The organism is Halomonas sp. DP5Y7-2 (genome assembly GCF_019802025.1).
Lineage (GTDB): Bacteria > Pseudomonadota > Gammaproteobacteria > Pseudomonadales > Halomonadaceae > Halomonas > Halomonas litopenaei_A.
In genome coordinates this window covers 54,634-69,414 of sequence record NZ_JAHVHY010000008.1, presented here as the reverse complement: position 1 = coordinate 69,414, position 14,781 = coordinate 54,634, and the positions used below count along the sequence as shown (strand labels likewise).

The following is a 14,781-nucleotide window of genomic DNA, read 5'->3' as shown; positions in this document are numbered from 1 at the left end:
TGAGATGGCTCGTACCGGTTGAGCGCAGTGGTCCATACTGGGGGGGCTGTCATGGAAATGTCAGTGGCGGACGCTAGCCTGAACATGACCGTCGGCTTGCCCCGAAGCGTGTGACGTCCACGACGTGTTGCGCGTCATCCGTGACAGGGCTGTCGTCAGGTGTCAGGTTGGTGGCAGGCGGGCGCAACGTGGCAGGAGGCCACGCGCGATGCCTCGACACACTGTGATGAGGATCGTCTCCCGCCGATCCGTCCCAACGTGCTTGTTACAACAAGGTCCGTCGGCAAACGGCGGAAGCATAGACAATCAGGGAGGTCGTCAATGACTCAGCAAAAGCCCGTCGCATGGGTCACCGGTGGCACAGGTGGTATTGGAAGTGCCATCTGCCGCGAACTGGCGGATGCCGGTTATCAGGTGCTGGCCGGTTACAACAACCCCGAGAAGGCCAAGTCCTGGTTGGAGGCTCAGAAGTCTGATGGTTACGACAATATCGACGTTGCCGGTATTGATCTGACCGATTTCGAGGCGTGCCAGAACGGTGTAAAGAAGATCGAGGAGCAGTATGGTCCGATCGCGGTGCTGGTGAACTGCGCTGGCATCACCAAGGACGGCACCATGAAGAAGATGTCGCCCGATCAGTGGAACCTGGTCATCGACACCAATCTGAATAGCGTCTTCAACACCTGCCGTAGCGTCATCGAGAGCATGCTCGAGCAGAATTACGGCCGCATCATCAATATTTCGTCCATCAATGGGCGCAAGGGGCAGTTTGGACAGGTCAACTACTCCGCCGCCAAGGCGGGTATGCACGGTCTGACCATGGCGCTGGCCCAGGAAACCGCCACCAAGGGGATTACCGTCAACACCGTCTCTCCTGGCTATATCGCCACCGACATGATCATGAAGATTCCGGAGAAGGTGCGTGAGGCGATTCGCGAGACGATCCCGATGAAGCGCTACGGCACGCCGGAAGAGATCGGGCGCCTGGTCAGCTTCCTCGCCAGCAAGGACAACGGCTTTATCACGGGTGCCAACATCGACATCAATGGTGGCCAGTTCATGGGCTGAACCCTCTCGTGTCGGAGCCTGGCAGGCTCCGACGTCATTTGGGCGGTCGGCCATGTCGTCGACGACAACCCGCGAACGCCAATGACAGAGCGGCAACAACAGAAAAGCGAGGCGCAAGCCTCGCTTTCCTGTTGTTGGGCGCTGGAGGGGGGCTGCGACGTCGCCTTGTCTCCCCGAACTTACCGCAGCGCTATCACGGCGGCGGCAGCTGGCGCAGCCCATCAAGCAGCGCGTCCAACTCCTGAACCTCCTTGTCCCACAGCTGGCGGGATACCGGCCCGGTGGCCAGCAACCCACACAGTACCGACAACAGTTCTTCCTCCCGTGTGGGCATCTGGCCAAGACTGTCGTTGAGACGGTCTACCTGGATGGCCAGGCGCAGGGGTTCGTCATGCTGGCCTATAGGTTGGCCCGCCAACAGCGCCAGGTGCACGCGCAACCGCGCCAGCCGCTCGGCGACGCTGTCCAGAGAGTCCGGGGAGCGGCGTGCGGCATTGCGTTCGGCGTGTGCGGTGGCCAGTTCATTGGGGAGCGTCAGCGTGTCGGGAATCAACACATCCCCGCACTGCTGTCCGGCGAGACAGGCATCGTCGGCTTTCAGGTGCTCCAGGATAAGCGGCTTGAGCTGGTGCCAGCGGCTGACCGTTTCTGCTACCGCGATGCGTTCAAGCCGCTCGCGGCGAGCGCGGACGATGCCCGTCCAACGTTTACGCATCCCCTCGCTGCGTCGTCCCGAGGGCAGCGGTTCCAGAGCGTTGGCTTCGTCGACGGCCTTGTCGAGCCAGTCCGCCTCCTCACTGGTGGTCGGTTGCCAGGCGTCGATGCGATCGATCAGCGCCTGCATGCGATCCAGTCGGTCCTTTGCTCGCTGAGCCCGGTCGTCTCGTTCCGCATCGCGCTGGGCAAAGATCTGATCACACAGCTGGCGGAATTCGCGCCACAGGGTCTGCTCTTCACCCTTGGGTGCGCGCCCGAGTTCGCGCCAGCGCTGTTGCAATGCCTTGGCCTGTTCGCCCCGTTGGCGGGCGGCCAGTGACGTCTCCAGCAGCGACCTGGCCTGGTCGATAAGCGCGCGCTTGGATTCGGCAATCTCGTTGGCACGACGATCGATCAGCGCCTGCAGCTGATGACGGATGCGGCCAAACCGCCGGCCGATAGCCTCGGCTTGATCCCGGGGCACCGGGGCAGTGCGTCGCCATTGATCGCGGGCGTGTTCGCGAATGTCCCGGAGGGCATCTGGGTCGGCGTGGTGAGAGGGCTGCGCCAGCAATGCTTCGAGCTGTTCGCACAGGGCGACGCGCTCAGCCAGGTTGGCCTCCCTCAACTGCTGCTGCTGTTGGCGCCAGCCAGCCAGGGACTCGCGAATGCGGTCAGAGGCGGCACGAAAGCGCTCTGACTGCTCCTTGTTGGCTGCGGCATCGGCCAGGGCTTTCCATTCCTTGACCAGCTGGCGGTGTCGGCGGTCCCGATCCCGATCGCTCAGGGTGCTGTCCTGCTCCAGAGCCTCGATGGCCTGGCACAGTTGCTCACGTTTGGGGCCTGCGACGAAACCGCGCCAGTCGCGTAGTTCTGCCAGCCTGGCACCCAGGCGCTTGAGCCGGCTTCGTTCCGACTCGGCTGAGGCGGGCAGGGCCTCGGCCAGATGACGCAGGCGTTGATGCAGTCGGCTGGCCCCCTTGAAGGAGCCCTCATCCAGCAGCGCGTCAAGGCGGTCGAGTTCTTCAGCGAAACGTGCCAGCTGCTCTGCCGACGGCGCCGGGGCGGCCAGGTCGCGCTCCAGCCGCAGGTAGTGACGAGCCCGTGCGAGCCGCGGCTCTGGCGGCAGGTTATCAGGCCAGCGGCAGGCCTCCACGAGCTGTCTGAGAGTGGCTTCGTCGCCGCTCTTGATGGCCTCTTCCATCGCCGGAGAGCGCTCCACCAGGCGCTGATACGCCTGGTTGATGTTGTCAAAGGTCTTCAGGGCGGCGTCGTAGCGCTGGCGCAGCGCGTCGTCGGCCAGGTGAATCTCCGATAGCGCCTGCCAGCGGCTGGCTAACAGCTGCTTCTGTGCTCGCAGGCTGGCCAGATCCTGCTCGCCCACATGGTCGCCCTGATACAGCGCGGACAAACTCTCTTCCAGCGCCATGACCAGCGCTTCGCGATCGTGGTCGGCCTGCTCGCGGCGCTGTCGATCGGCACGCAGCGCATGCTCCTGGGCTTCGTGATCGTGGATGACCTTGCGACAGCGTAGACAGGCTTCCTGATAGCGCCTTTCCTGCTGGTCCTCGGGCAGATCGGGCAATTTGAGCCACTCGCGCTCCAGATGGCGGAAGCGACCGGCATATAGCGGCTCCCAGGCGGCCCGAGCATGCTGTTCCAGACTCTGCAGTAGCTGCTCGCGTCGCTCCTTCGCCTCGGCCACGGCGTCAGCGTCGGCGCGCAGGCGTCCTAGCCGTTCCTTGGCATTGCGGGCGACATGGCGATCACGGCGAGCTGCCTGCACCAGCTGCTTGAGACCCTCTTCGGACGTCACTCGCTCGGCGGCAGCGTGGCGCACGGCGGCGATGCCGTTGTCGCAGGCCTGGCGGATCAAGGCCTGTTCGTCATCGAGTCGAGCCAGGGCACTGAGCCGAAGCTGCTGGTTATCACCCTGGAGGGCAATTTGCTCAAGCAGCTGGGGATCGTCCAGGCCGTCTACCAGGCGCTGGCGCTGGCTGAGTTCGATACCGCCCTGGCGACCGATCAGCAGGCTGATCAGCTGGCGGTCGAGTTCGCGGGAGCCATGACGCGCTCTCAGTGCCAGCAGCTGCTGCGGGTCTTCCAGGCGTGCCACGGCTGCCTGCCGAACCTCGGGTTCCGGGTCCTGCACAAGGGTTTCGAGCGCATCGCGCTGGCCATGGGGGTCGAGCCGCTCGGCAGCATCGCGTCTTACCTTGGGATCGGGGTGTCGCCAGCGAGGCGAAAAGAGTCGGCGGAGGAGTCCAGACATGGGGCTTCCTGAAGAAAAATAGACGGTGACGAGACTGCCTCATCATCTTGTTGTAGCGACCGGCTTGTCATGGCAGCCCTGGGTGCCAGGCGTGGAAGACGGTAGAGATCAATCTAAGCATGCGCGCCAGCATCAGAAAAGGTCTCTGCCGAGGCGTGTGGCTGATTGGAGACACTGACAAGGACCCGTTAGAGGCTTATGATCGGTTGCAGGACCGGGTGCTCTGGCATAGCTTGAGAGCAATCCCCGACCAACACCCGACGTGGAGTTCGGCAATGAGCCTCAAAGTGGACAGGGACAGCATGGCGTTTACGTTCAAGGGCGGGATGCTGCCCATGACGGTGATGGAGCTTTCCAGCGCCGATCCCGAGGAAATTCGTGATCAGCTGGCGGGCAAGTTATCGCAGTCGCCTGCTTTCTTTCAGCATACGCCGGTAGTGCTCAGTGTCGAGAAGCTCGACGAGCCGCACCTGGCACTGGAGCGTATCTGCGCAGTGTGTCGCGCGCACAAGCTGCTGCCGGTGGCGGTACGCGGGGGCACTGACCCGGTCAAGCAGTCGGCATGGGCACTAGGCCTTGGCTGGTTTCCTCCCCAGGACGCGGCGCGGGCACGCACGCTGGAAAGCGTGCCCACCCAGGATGACGAGCCCGAGGTGGCGGACAGCGAGGTCGCTGACATCGCGGCCGAGGACGTCACGACGGCGTTGCCCCGTGGCGGACGCGTGTTTCGTGGCACCGTGCGTTCCGGCCAGCAGATCACTGCTCCCGATGGCGACCTGACCGTGATTGGCGCCGTCAACGCCGGTGCCGAAGTACTGGCGGCGGGCAATGTTCACGTCTATGGCGCGCTGCGAGGACGGGCGCTGGCGGGCATCCATGGGGATCATCAGGCAGGCATCTTCTGCCGTGAACTGCACGCTGAATTATTGTCCGTCGCGGGCAACTACAAGCGTCTTGAGGACATTGATCCTCAGCTGCTGGGGTCATCGGTGCAGGTAGTGCTGAGTGACGACCAGCTAGGGATTACCGCGCTCAAGTAGGCCCACGATGGCATGAACCGTTAATGGCCTGGCCACCCGAGTGGCCACACAGGACCAACAACATTACGACGACAGGATGCGACACTTGGCCAAGATCATCGTTGTGACCTCCGGAAAAGGTGGGGTCGGCAAGACAACCAGTGCGGCAGCCATAGCGACTGGCTTGGCGCTGCGAGGCAACAAGACCGTGGTGATCGACTTCGATGTCGGTCTCCGAAATCTGGACCTGATCATGGGCTGCGAGCGCCGTGTGGTCTATGACCTGGTCAACGTCATTCAGGGCGAGGCAGGTCTCAATCAGGCGCTGATCCGCGACAAGCGGGTCGACAACCTGCATATCCTGCCGGCCTCACAGACCCGGGACAAGGACGCTCTGACCCAGGAAGGGGTCGAGAAGGTGCTCGAGACCCTGACCAAGGATTTCGATTACATCCTGTGCGATTCGCCTGCCGGGATCGAGCGGGGTGCTCAGCTGGCCATGTACTTCGCCGATGAGGCGATCGTGGTCACCAACCCGGAAGTCTCGTCGGTACGGGACTCCGATCGTATTCTCGGCCTGCTGTCGTCGAAGACGCGGCGCGCGGAGCAGGGCAAGGACCCGATCAAGGAACACCTGCTGATCACCCGCTACAACCCGGGTCGTGTCGATCAGGGGGACATGCTCAATCTTGATGATATTCGCGAGATCCTTGCCATCGATCTGGTCGGGCTGATTCCCGAGTCCGAGGCCGTGCTGCGGGCGTCTAACCAGGGTGTTCCTGTGACCCATGACGATAGCAGCGATGCTGGCCAGGCCTACATGGACACGGTCAGCCGCTTGATTGGCGAAGACGTGCCGCTGCGCTTCCACGAATACCAGAAGAAGGGGCTGCTGAGCCGTATGTTCGGAGGGGGAGGTCGCCGGTGAAACTACTCGATTTCCTGAAGCGAGAACGCAAGAAGTCCGCGTCTGTCGCCAAGGAGCGGCTGCAAATCATCGTCGCCCACCAGCGTAGCCAACGGGGCCAGCCCGATTTCCTGCCGATGCTGGAAAAAGAGCTGCTGGAAGTCATCCGGCGCTACGTTGAAGTGGATGACGATGCGATCAATATGTCGCTGGACAGCGAAGACAACTGCTCTGTGCTTGAGCTTAACGTGACGCTGCCCCGCAGCTGAGCCTGCGGAGCCCGCCATCGGCGGGCAAGCGGTTGCGGCGAGTCGCTCTGGCGAGCGGCTCGCCGTTTGCGTTTGATGGTGCCGACAACCGCCCCGAGCTTGGGCGACTCTGTGGCGACGCGTGGTGATGGGTGGTTATCTGGCTGAGTCAGGCGCCTGCCTGTGCTAGGCTGGCGGGCTCAAGCAGCCCGCGTGGAGACACTATCGCCATGGCGCAGCCGAAAGCCGCTCCGCTCACTTTTCTGTGGCACGACTACGAGACCTTTGGTGCCGATCCTCGGCGTGATCGCCCCTCGCAGTTCGCTGCTATCCGTACCGATGCCGAGTTCAATGAAATAGGTGAACCGGTGGAGCTGTTCTGCAAGCCTGCCGATGACGCTCTTCCCCATCCGATGGCGTGCCTGATTACCGGAATCACGCCTCAGCAGGCCCGGCGCCAGGGCCTGCCGGAGGCCGAGTTCGCGGGTGCCATTCAAGATGAGATGAGCGTGGCTGGCACCTGCGCGGTGGGCTACAACAGCCTGCGCTTCGATGATGAAGTCAGTCGGCATCTGTTCTACCGCAACCTGCTGGACCCCTATGCCCGAGAGTGGCAGAACGGTAACTCACGCTGGGATCTGATCGATGTCGTGAGGGCGTTTCACGCGTTGAGACCTGAAGGTATCGAATGGCCGACCCGGGAAGATGGCAGTCCCAGCTTTCGCCTCGAGGACTTGACCGCCGCCAATGGTATCGAGCATGTGGGCGCCCATGATGCTCTGGCCGATGTGCGCGCCACCATTGCCCTGGCGAGACTGCTGCGCAACGCCAATGCCAACCTGTTCGACTACCTGCTGTCATTGCGGGCCAAGCGCGAAGTGCGCAAGCGCCTGGATGCGACCCAGCGCAAGCCGATCGTGCACATTTCACGTCGCTACCCGGCCAGCCGCGCCTGCGGGGCTCTGGTGCTGCCTCTGGCTGAACATCCGACCAACCCCAACGGGATCATCGTCTACGATCTGTCGTTGGATCCAGAGGATCTTCTGCGGCTATCACCCCAGGAGATTCGTGCCAGAGTGTTTGTCAGCAACGACGACCTGGCGGAAGGAGAAAGCCGTATCCCGCTGAAGGTGGTGCACATCAACAAGTGTCCGGTGATCTTTCCGCCCAGCGCGCTCAAGGACGTGTCGGGCCCTCAGCAGGGAGAATACGGCGATATCGTGGCACGTATGGGCTTGGACATGGAGGCCTGTCGTGGTCACTATCAGCGCCTTTCCCGCGATCCGGATATCGCCGCCAAGGTCCAGGAGGTGTTTGCCGAAGGGCCGCCGGAGCCGCCGCGCGATCCTGATCTGATGTTGTATTCCGGTGGGTTTTTCTCACCGGCAGATCGGCAGCAGATGGAGCGAGTGAGGGCAGCTGACCCTTGGGATCTGGTCGATGCCCATTTTGCCTTCCAGGATCCACGTCTGGAGGAAATGCTGTTTCGCTACCGCGCGCGCAGCTACCCCGACACCCTGACGGGGGAGGAGCAGGCACGCTGGGAGAGTTTCCGCTGGGAGCGCATGAACGATGCCGCGCTGTCGAGCCTGACCCTGAAGGACTTTGCGCGGGAGATCGAGCGTCTCAATCAGACCTCGCTGAGTGATCGTGAGCGTCAGGTCCTGGAGGAAATGGTGATGTTTGTGGAGTCCATTATGCCGGCTCAAGCGTTCGGATAACGGCGGCGTCGCAACCAGCGACATCACGCGACCGGTGGAGCTATCTGTGCCATCAAAACGCCCGGCCTGGAGGTCATCGTCCGAGCCGGGCGTTGTCGTGTCTGACGGTGACGCTGGGCGCGTCACCGCCATGTCAGCGGCCTGTCAGATCAGGGGGTGTCGACCTTGACCGCCTGGGCGGACTCCTCTTCGCCGCGCGGCGATAGCGGTGCCTCTTCGTTCCCCGGCAGCACCTCCAGCTCGCCTTTGAGCGCCATGATATCGCTGGGAGTGGCGCCCGGATCGAAGGCGACGTCCACCACCGCGTTGTCGCGCAGTGCCTGCCAGCTAGGCAGCAGGTCGGCAAGCGTCACGTCCAGCACCGCTGCTGCCAGGCGCTCACGGCGGTCGAAGTGGGTATCGCCGAAGGATAGTGCACGCCACAGCCGATTGGTGCGCTCTTCCAGCCCGGCATCGCGCTGGGTAATTTCGTCATGGACCGCTTGACGGTAGGTGGCCAGGGTCGCTTCGTCGAGTCCCTCAAGCTGGGTGGGGACCTGGTCAAGGAAGTCATCGACGTGGGTTTTCAGCTCCTCGCTGGGGGTCGAGGGTGACTGCACCAGCAAGCTGATGCCGGGTGCATGCAGAAGCGGGGAATAGCCCGCATTGACGATATAGCCGAGCTGCTGCTCGGTGCGCAGTCGCTGGTAGAACGGAGTTTCCAAGAGCTTGCCGAGCACCGCAATGCGAGCCTGGGTAGGCAGGCTTTGATCGGGTCCTTGCAGGTAGCGCAGCAGCAACGACTCTTCGCGCTCCGAGTCGGGCGTCAGGCTAGGCAGGTCGGTGGCCTTGAGCACTTCTAGATCGGCGATGGCGTCAGCACCAAGGCTGGGTTCGAGGGCTTCGATGGCGAGTGAGGCTTCTTCTTCTGCGAGGCTGCGAGAGAGGTTGCCGACAGCGAGAAGCTGCAGGTGGAGCTCGCTCAAGAAGAGATCGCGATAGTCGCGCAGGTCCTGTGGTGTGACCTCGGCCAGCGATTCGAGCAATACCTGGGGCGACCACTGCGGGCGGATCAGCGCCTCGGACAGGGTGCGTTGTCCCTGGTGGTAGAGGGGATCGCGAGGGGCGTTGCGCCATTCACGCTCCAGCCCGAAGCGGACCCGCGCGACGCTGTCATCTTCGATGCTGCCTTGCTTGAGCTGGTCGATGACCTCTGCCATGACCCGATCCTGCCGGTCGCGCCAGCCGGTAAAGGACAGGGTCATGCCGCGAGAGTGGGCGTAGGCTTCATACTTCTGCCCGGCCAGCCGCGCCGCGTAGAGGCGTTCATTGAGGCTGTCATTCAGCCAGCCCGCCAGCAGTTGCGTCAGCACCGCCTGGCGTGGCGTCTGGCTGGCGCCGGGATGCTGAAGGCTAAAGCGCCAGGACGCCTTTGGCGTGTCGAACTCGGCGTCCGCCTTGTACCACGCATCCGCCTGATCGGTGTCGGTGATGAGAGTGGGTCGTTCGGCGTGATCTTCCAACAGGGCAAGATCTTCGGCGATGAACGGGTTAGGAGCGGGCAGCGCCAGGCCGTCGAGCGGCTCCGCCGTCGACGTCGGCAGCGCTACCTGCTGCCAGCGGGTGTTGTAGTAGGTGGTGCGTTGCTCGCCCTCCACCTCTGGGCCGCTGTACAGCCGAATCATGTTGTCAGGACGCAGCGCGCCAAGCCATTGTCGAACCTCTTCGACGTCCAGCCCATCCATGCGGTAGCCGGCGCGATTGACGTCTTCCAGCGGGTAGTGCGTCAAGCTGATGGACAGGCGCATGGCCTCATCCAGCGCATCGCCGTGCTGCTGGAACTGGAACGCTTGTTCCGAAAGACTGGCCTGTTCGTCATAGCGATCATCGCTGACGCCCTCTTCGCGAATGCGCTCGATGGCGGCAAACAGGCTGGCCTGAATGCGCTCGAGCTGCTGGCGGCCTTCCGGTGTCAGGCTGATATCCACCGCCAGCAATGCATGCTGGCCATCACCGCGGGTCACTCCCGCTGACAGGCCATCGGCCCAGCCAGCATCACGCAGTCGACTCAGCAGGCTGCCGGGCCCCTCGTGGCCGATCAGGTTGGCAATATAGCTGGCGGGCTTGCGCTGGTAGCTGAGGACCGGGTCGGGTACCGGAAACAAGAAGCTGACGCGACGGGCGTCACGCAACGAGTGGACCTCTGCCGCCAGCGGCAGTTTGGCCGTATCCACCAGCGGTGTGGTGATCTCGGGCGCCGTCAGGCCGCGATTTGGCACCTCAGCGAAGCGCTCTGCCACCATCCCCTGCAATTGATCGAGGGGCATCGGGGCGACCACCGCCAAATGCATGACGTTGGCGCCGTAGTGGTTCTGGTAGAAGCTCATGACCCGCTCTCGCAGGCTTGGCTCGCCCTCGGGGCGCTCTGCCAAGGTGTCCTTGCTGCCGACGGAGAAGCCAACGGTCGGGTTTGCCGGGTTAAGCAAGCCGTCGAGTACCTCGTTTTCACGACGGGCATCGTCGCGCAGCCGTGCCTGGTACTCGGAGTGGACGACATTGCGCTCACTGCCTAGCTGGTCTGCATTGAACAGCGGGTCGACGAAGAATCGGCTGAAGCGGTCGAGGGCACCCTCGAAGGCGTCCGCTTCCACATCAAAGAAGTAGTTGGTGTTGAGCGACGCAGTGAAGGCGTTATGACGGCCACCGTGGCGACTGATGTAGCCCTGGTAGGCGTCTGCTTCAGGATAGGCCTCGGTGCCGAGAAACAGCATGTGCTCCAGCAGGTGAGCCAGTCCCTGCAGGTCGTCTGGATCCTGGGCACTGCCGACGGAGACGTTCAGCGACGCGGCGGCCTTGTCGGCCTCCGGGTCACTGACCAGCAGCACTTCGAGTCCGTTGTCGAGGGTCAGGACGCGATAATCCCGGTCGTCGTGAGGGCTGATGATGGGCGAGGTGGCCGCCGCAATGGACGTGGTGGCGGTAGCTGTCTCGGCGCTGCTGGACGGGGAAGCCTGATCCCCCGGAGCAGCCTGTGCCATGGGTAGCCAAATGCACGCCAGGGCGGTGGCGAGGCAGGGGGCGCCTCGCCTGATACGGATCGAAGCCATCACGTCTCCTAAAGTGTCTGTCGCCACATCTGCCCGATGGGGTGGGCGCAGGACGGATCCTGTTCCAATGGATTGTTCACTCGTCTTGATACCGGAAAAGCGCCCAACAGTTCCCCGGGAGGCGTGCGCAGCATCTGTTCCAGCGGCTCGCTGTCGCTGGCCGGGTCGAGCCAGGCCCGCGCCTGGTGCCGTTCGATGATGGCCGGCACGCGGTCGGTCAGCGGAGTCAACAGCTCGGGGCTGGGAACGGTGATCAAGGCGAACGAATCTGTATAGTCGGTCAAGGTAGTGTGAAACCTACACCAAAGCCCCGCCAACAGCAGTGGTCCCCGGTCCGCCCGGGTGATCAGAAAAGGCTGCTTGTAGTGGGGGCGGGGTTGCCAGGCATAGGCGCCGGACGCGGGCACCAGACAGCGCCGTGCCCGGAAGGCGTCGCGAAACATCGGCCGGGACTCGAGGCTTTCGGCGCGGGCGCAGTGCGGCGCGTGGTCGAGGACCTTGAGCCATGGCGGTGTCAGGCCCCAGAAGCCGGTGCCCAAGGTAAAGCGCCCTGCCTCCAGGCGGATGATCGACAAGGGGCGCCTTGGTGCCATGTTGACGCCGCTGATGGCCTGCACCGGTGCATCGAGGTCATCGAGCGCATGTTCGATGGCGCGAGCGGGGATATAGAGGCGGCCGGTCATGAGGACTCCTGCGATCTGGACGGTCAGCCTACCCAAGAGCTAGACGCCGCGAAAGTCTCGTTGACTGTGGTGAGCCGTGCATACCTCAACGTTCTGTCGAAAACAGTGTTCGATTAATGTATGCTCAGGAAAACGCCGCTTACCCAAGGTCGCCGATGCTCGGCGCGAGTGATACAGCGAGGAAGAGCAATGGCTCGTCCCAGACAGCACGCCCCCGAGGAGCTCCATGCCCAGGTGATGGCCGCCTGTGATGCCTGGCTGGCAGATCAGCCCGTGCATGCGCTGTCGCTGCGCTCGCTGGCACGCGAGGTAGGCTGTGCACCAAGCACCTTGCTCAAGCTTTACGGCAGCTTCAACAACCTGTTGCAACACGTCAATGTCGAGAGTCTTGCTCGACTGCGCACGGTGATGGAGCCGCTGCTGGTCGATACCACCGAGCCGGAGGCGCGCCTGCGCGCCCTCGCCCAGGGGTATTGGACTTTCGCCCGGGAGGACGCGCATCGCTGGCAGCTGATGTTCGACTATCCCCTGGCCCAGGAAGGTGAGCTGGATCAGCGTCAGACGGACATGATCGGCGCGCTCTTTGCGCGGGTCGAGGACACCTTGACCGAGTATCAGCCGGGTCTTCAGACCATCGAGGCCCAGCGCCTGGCCCGTACCCTGTGGGGCAGCGTGCATGGACTGGTTCAGCTGGGATTGAATGATCGACTCGGCTATTCCCAGGGCGGCGCCTTTGAAGTCGAGGAGCTGCTGGATCAGCTGCTATCCACCACCCTGGCGGGCCTTACGCAGACGAACAGGGTGTCGTGATCGAAATCTTCCTTTGGGGCCTGGTTGGCCTTATTGCCTGTCTCGCCGTCTGGCGCTTCTCTCGGACCCCCGCCGTCTACATCCGACGCCTGGTCTTTGCTCTCATTCACCTGCTGTATCGGCTTCGCTTCCAGGGGCGACGTTTCGTTCCTCCCCGTGGACCCGCCTTGGTAGTGTGCAATCACGTCAGTTTCATGGATGCCCTGGTGATGGGGGGCGGGAGCCCTCGGCCCCTGCGCTTCTTGATGGACCGGCCGATCTACGAGTCGATCTGGCTCAACTGGCTGTTCCGCATGGTGGGTGCCATTCCGGTGGAGTCGGATCGTCGCGACCCCGGCAACGTGCGGCGCGCGCTTGATGAAGTCAGTCGCGCGCTGCGCAATGGCGATGTGGTGATGCTGTTTCCGGAGGGGCGGCTTACCTCGGACGGCGAGATTCGGACCTTTCGTCGAGGATTGGATCTCATTCTGGCCAAGGATCCGGTGCCGGTGATACCGGCGGCGCTGTCCGGCCTGTGGGGGTCATGGACCTCCAATCGGCACGGCAAGGCGCTGGCCCATCTGCCCAGACGCTGCCGCGCCCGCGTCGCGCTGTACTTCGGAGAGCCCGTGCCCCCGGGGCAGGCCAGTCGCCAGCTGCTGGAAGCCCAGGTGCGTGAGTTGAAGGCCGAGGCTGATCGTTGGGTCGAGACAGGCAAGCCGTAGGGCGGCCGCCCTCCATTGAGGCTGAGCGGCCGCCCTCCATCGGGGCTAAGCGGTCGCCCTCCATCGGGGCTCGCTGTTGCGGGTCCTCTGGCAAAGGCGCTGGTAGACACGCAAAGGGACGGCCATGGCCGTCCCTTTCTGGTTGCGTTGTTGTCGCGGGCCTGTCTCAGGCGTCGGTATCGCTAAGCACGCGGCGGGTGCTGGGCCAGCAGCAGACCGAGGTGATCAGGTTGTCGCGCATCTCGAGAATTTCCATGCGGATATTGCCGATCTGCAGACAGGCGGGGCCGTCGGGGAAGGATTCCAGGTGCTCAAGGATGACGCCGTTGAGCGTTTTAGGGCCATCCGTGGGCAGATGCCACCCCAGCGACTTGTTGATATCGCGAATGTTGGCGGTGCCGTCGATCACATGGCTGCCGTCACTCTGGGGCAGCATGTCCTGCTCCTGGCCGGCCACGTCAGTGGTGAACTCCCCGACGATCTCCTCGAGGATATCTTCCAGCGTTACCAGCCCCTCCACGTCACCGTATTCGTCCACGACGATGCCGATGCGGCGTTTCTGCTTCTGGAAGTTCAGCAGCTGCGTGTGCAGTGGCGTTGATTCGGGGATGAAGTAGGGCTCCCGCGCCTCCTGAACGATGGCCGCCTTGGTCACTTCGGGCCGGGACAGAAAACGTGCGGCATTGCGCAGGTGCAGCATGCCAATGATGTTGTTGATGTCGCCCTTGAATACCGGCAGTCGCGTATGCTGGCTGGTGCGGATCTGGGTCAGGATATCTTCCAGACTGTCGTCCAGATCGATGCCCACCACCTCATGACGCGGGACCATGATGTCGTTCACCGTGACATTCTCCAGGTCCAGAATGGACAGCAGCATGGCCTGGTGGCGGTGGGGAATCAGGGTGCCCGCTTCGTGCACGACCGTACGTAGCTCGTCGCGGGTCAAGTGGTCGCCGCCGCCGTCAATGCTCTTGACGCCAAGGAGCCGGAGCAGTCCATTGGAGATCACGTTGACCACCCATACCAGCGGGTACAGGAGCTTGAGCAGGGGCTCGAGGATCATCGACGCCGGGTAGGCAATGCGCTCGGGTTTGACGGCGGCAAAGGTCTTGGGCGTGACCTCGGCGAAGATCAGCACCACGATGGTGAGGATGGCCGTTGAAATGGCCGGGCCGCTGACATCGCCGAAGAAGTGAATGGCGATGATGGTGGCAATCGACGCCGCCAGGTTGTTGACGAAGTTGTTACCGATCAGGATGACGCCAATCAGCCTGTCTGGCCGTGCCAGCAGGCGCAGGACGCGCTTGGCGTTGCGTTGTCCGCTGTTGGCCTGGTGGCTTAGCCGGTAGCGGTTGATCGACATCATTCCCGTCTCGGAGCTGGAGAAGAAGCCCGACAGGGTGATCAGCAGAAAGAGCAGGCCGAACAGCAGGCCTACCGGAAAGTCGTCGTTCAAGACGTTGGATCCTTGGTCGCGGGTAAGGGACGAGTTGTAGGGGGTCGCTCAGGGAGTGTCAAGGTCGCCCCGGTCACGGCAAAGGCGGGTGCGTCGCCCTCGCAGGCCTTG

General features: G+C 63.1%; 11 protein-coding genes. 7 read left to right on the top strand and 4 right to left on the bottom strand.

The genetic code is table 11. The features are described 5' to 3' along the window. Positions 1 to 321: 321 nt before the first annotated feature. The gene (phbB, locus tag KUW18_RS15750; protein ID WP_206940469.1) at positions 322 to 1,068 is read left to right on the top strand and encodes an acetoacetyl-CoA reductase; all 747 of its coding nucleotides are present in this window, start codon (positions 322 to 324) and stop codon (positions 1,066 to 1,068) included. A gap of 193 nt (positions 1,069 to 1,261) precedes the next feature. Here the strand turns inward: phbB and KUW18_RS15745 are convergent, their stop codons facing one another. Beyond that, the gene (locus KUW18_RS15745) at positions 1,262 to 4,036 is read right to left on the bottom strand and encodes a DUF349 domain-containing protein (protein WP_222561816.1); all 2,775 of its coding nucleotides are present in this window, start codon (positions 4,034 to 4,036) and stop codon (positions 1,262 to 1,264) included. A gap of 275 nt (positions 4,037 to 4,311) precedes the next feature. Here KUW18_RS15745 and minC point away from each other — a divergent pair, with 275 nt between their 5' ends. The 4 genes from minC (at position 4,312) to sbcB (ending at position 7,931) form a co-directional block, all read left to right on the top strand. Then, positions 4,312 to 5,076, top strand: coding sequence for a septum site-determining protein MinC (gene minC / locus KUW18_RS15740; RefSeq protein ID WP_222164011.1), 765 nt, complete (start codon positions 4,312 to 4,314; stop codon positions 5,074 to 5,076). A gap of 85 nt (positions 5,077 to 5,161) precedes the next feature. Further along, a complete protein-coding gene (minD, locus tag KUW18_RS15735) occupies positions 5,162 to 5,983 on the top strand; it encodes a septum site-determining protein MinD (protein ID WP_206940463.1) in 822 nt (273 codons plus the stop codon). Further along, positions 5,980 to 6,231, top strand: coding sequence for a cell division topological specificity factor MinE (gene minE, locus KUW18_RS15730; RefSeq protein WP_206940461.1), 252 nt, complete (start codon positions 5,980 to 5,982; stop codon positions 6,229 to 6,231). The genes minD and minE overlap by 4 nt, the downstream gene beginning before the upstream one ends. Positions 6,232 to 6,440: 209 nt before the next feature. Continuing rightward, positions 6,441 to 7,931: an exodeoxyribonuclease I gene (gene sbcB / locus KUW18_RS15725; protein ID WP_222561815.1), complete on the top strand. Its 1,491-nt coding sequence runs from the start codon at positions 6,441 to 6,443 to the stop codon at positions 7,929 to 7,931. Between the two features lie 149 nt (positions 7,932 to 8,080). On the opposite strand, the gene KUW18_RS15720 is transcribed toward sbcB, so the two are convergent. Both KUW18_RS15720 and KUW18_RS15715 read right to left on the bottom strand, forming a co-directional pair. Next, a complete protein-coding gene (locus KUW18_RS15720) occupies positions 8,081 to 11,017 on the bottom strand; it encodes an insulinase family protein (RefSeq protein WP_261396723.1) in 2,937 nt (978 codons plus the stop codon). A gap of 8 nt (positions 11,018 to 11,025) precedes the next feature. Next, positions 11,026 to 11,700, bottom strand: coding sequence for an SOS response-associated peptidase (locus KUW18_RS15715; RefSeq protein WP_206940457.1), 675 nt, complete (start codon positions 11,698 to 11,700; stop codon positions 11,026 to 11,028). Positions 11,701 to 11,889: 189 nt separating this feature from the next. Here KUW18_RS15715 and KUW18_RS15710 point away from each other — a divergent pair, with 189 nt between their 5' ends. Together KUW18_RS15710 and KUW18_RS15705 are read left to right on the top strand one after the other, a co-directional pair. Further along, the gene (locus KUW18_RS15710; protein ID WP_206940455.1) at positions 11,890 to 12,510 is read left to right on the top strand and encodes a TetR/AcrR family transcriptional regulator; all 621 of its coding nucleotides are present in this window, start codon (positions 11,890 to 11,892) and stop codon (positions 12,508 to 12,510) included. Then, positions 12,507 to 13,214 (top strand): 1-acyl-sn-glycerol-3-phosphate acyltransferase, encoded by a 708-nt coding sequence (locus KUW18_RS15705; protein ID WP_315857905.1) that lies wholly within the window; start codon positions 12,507 to 12,509, stop codon positions 13,212 to 13,214. Before KUW18_RS15710 ends, KUW18_RS15705 begins: the two co-directional genes overlap by 4 nt. A gap of 166 nt (positions 13,215 to 13,380) precedes the next feature. On the opposite strand, the gene KUW18_RS15700 is transcribed toward KUW18_RS15705, so the two are convergent. Beyond that, entirely contained in the window at positions 13,381 to 14,670 is a 1,290-nt protein-coding gene (locus KUW18_RS15700; protein WP_222486442.1) for an HlyC/CorC family transporter, read from the bottom strand. Positions 14,671 to 14,781 lie beyond the last annotated feature (111 nt).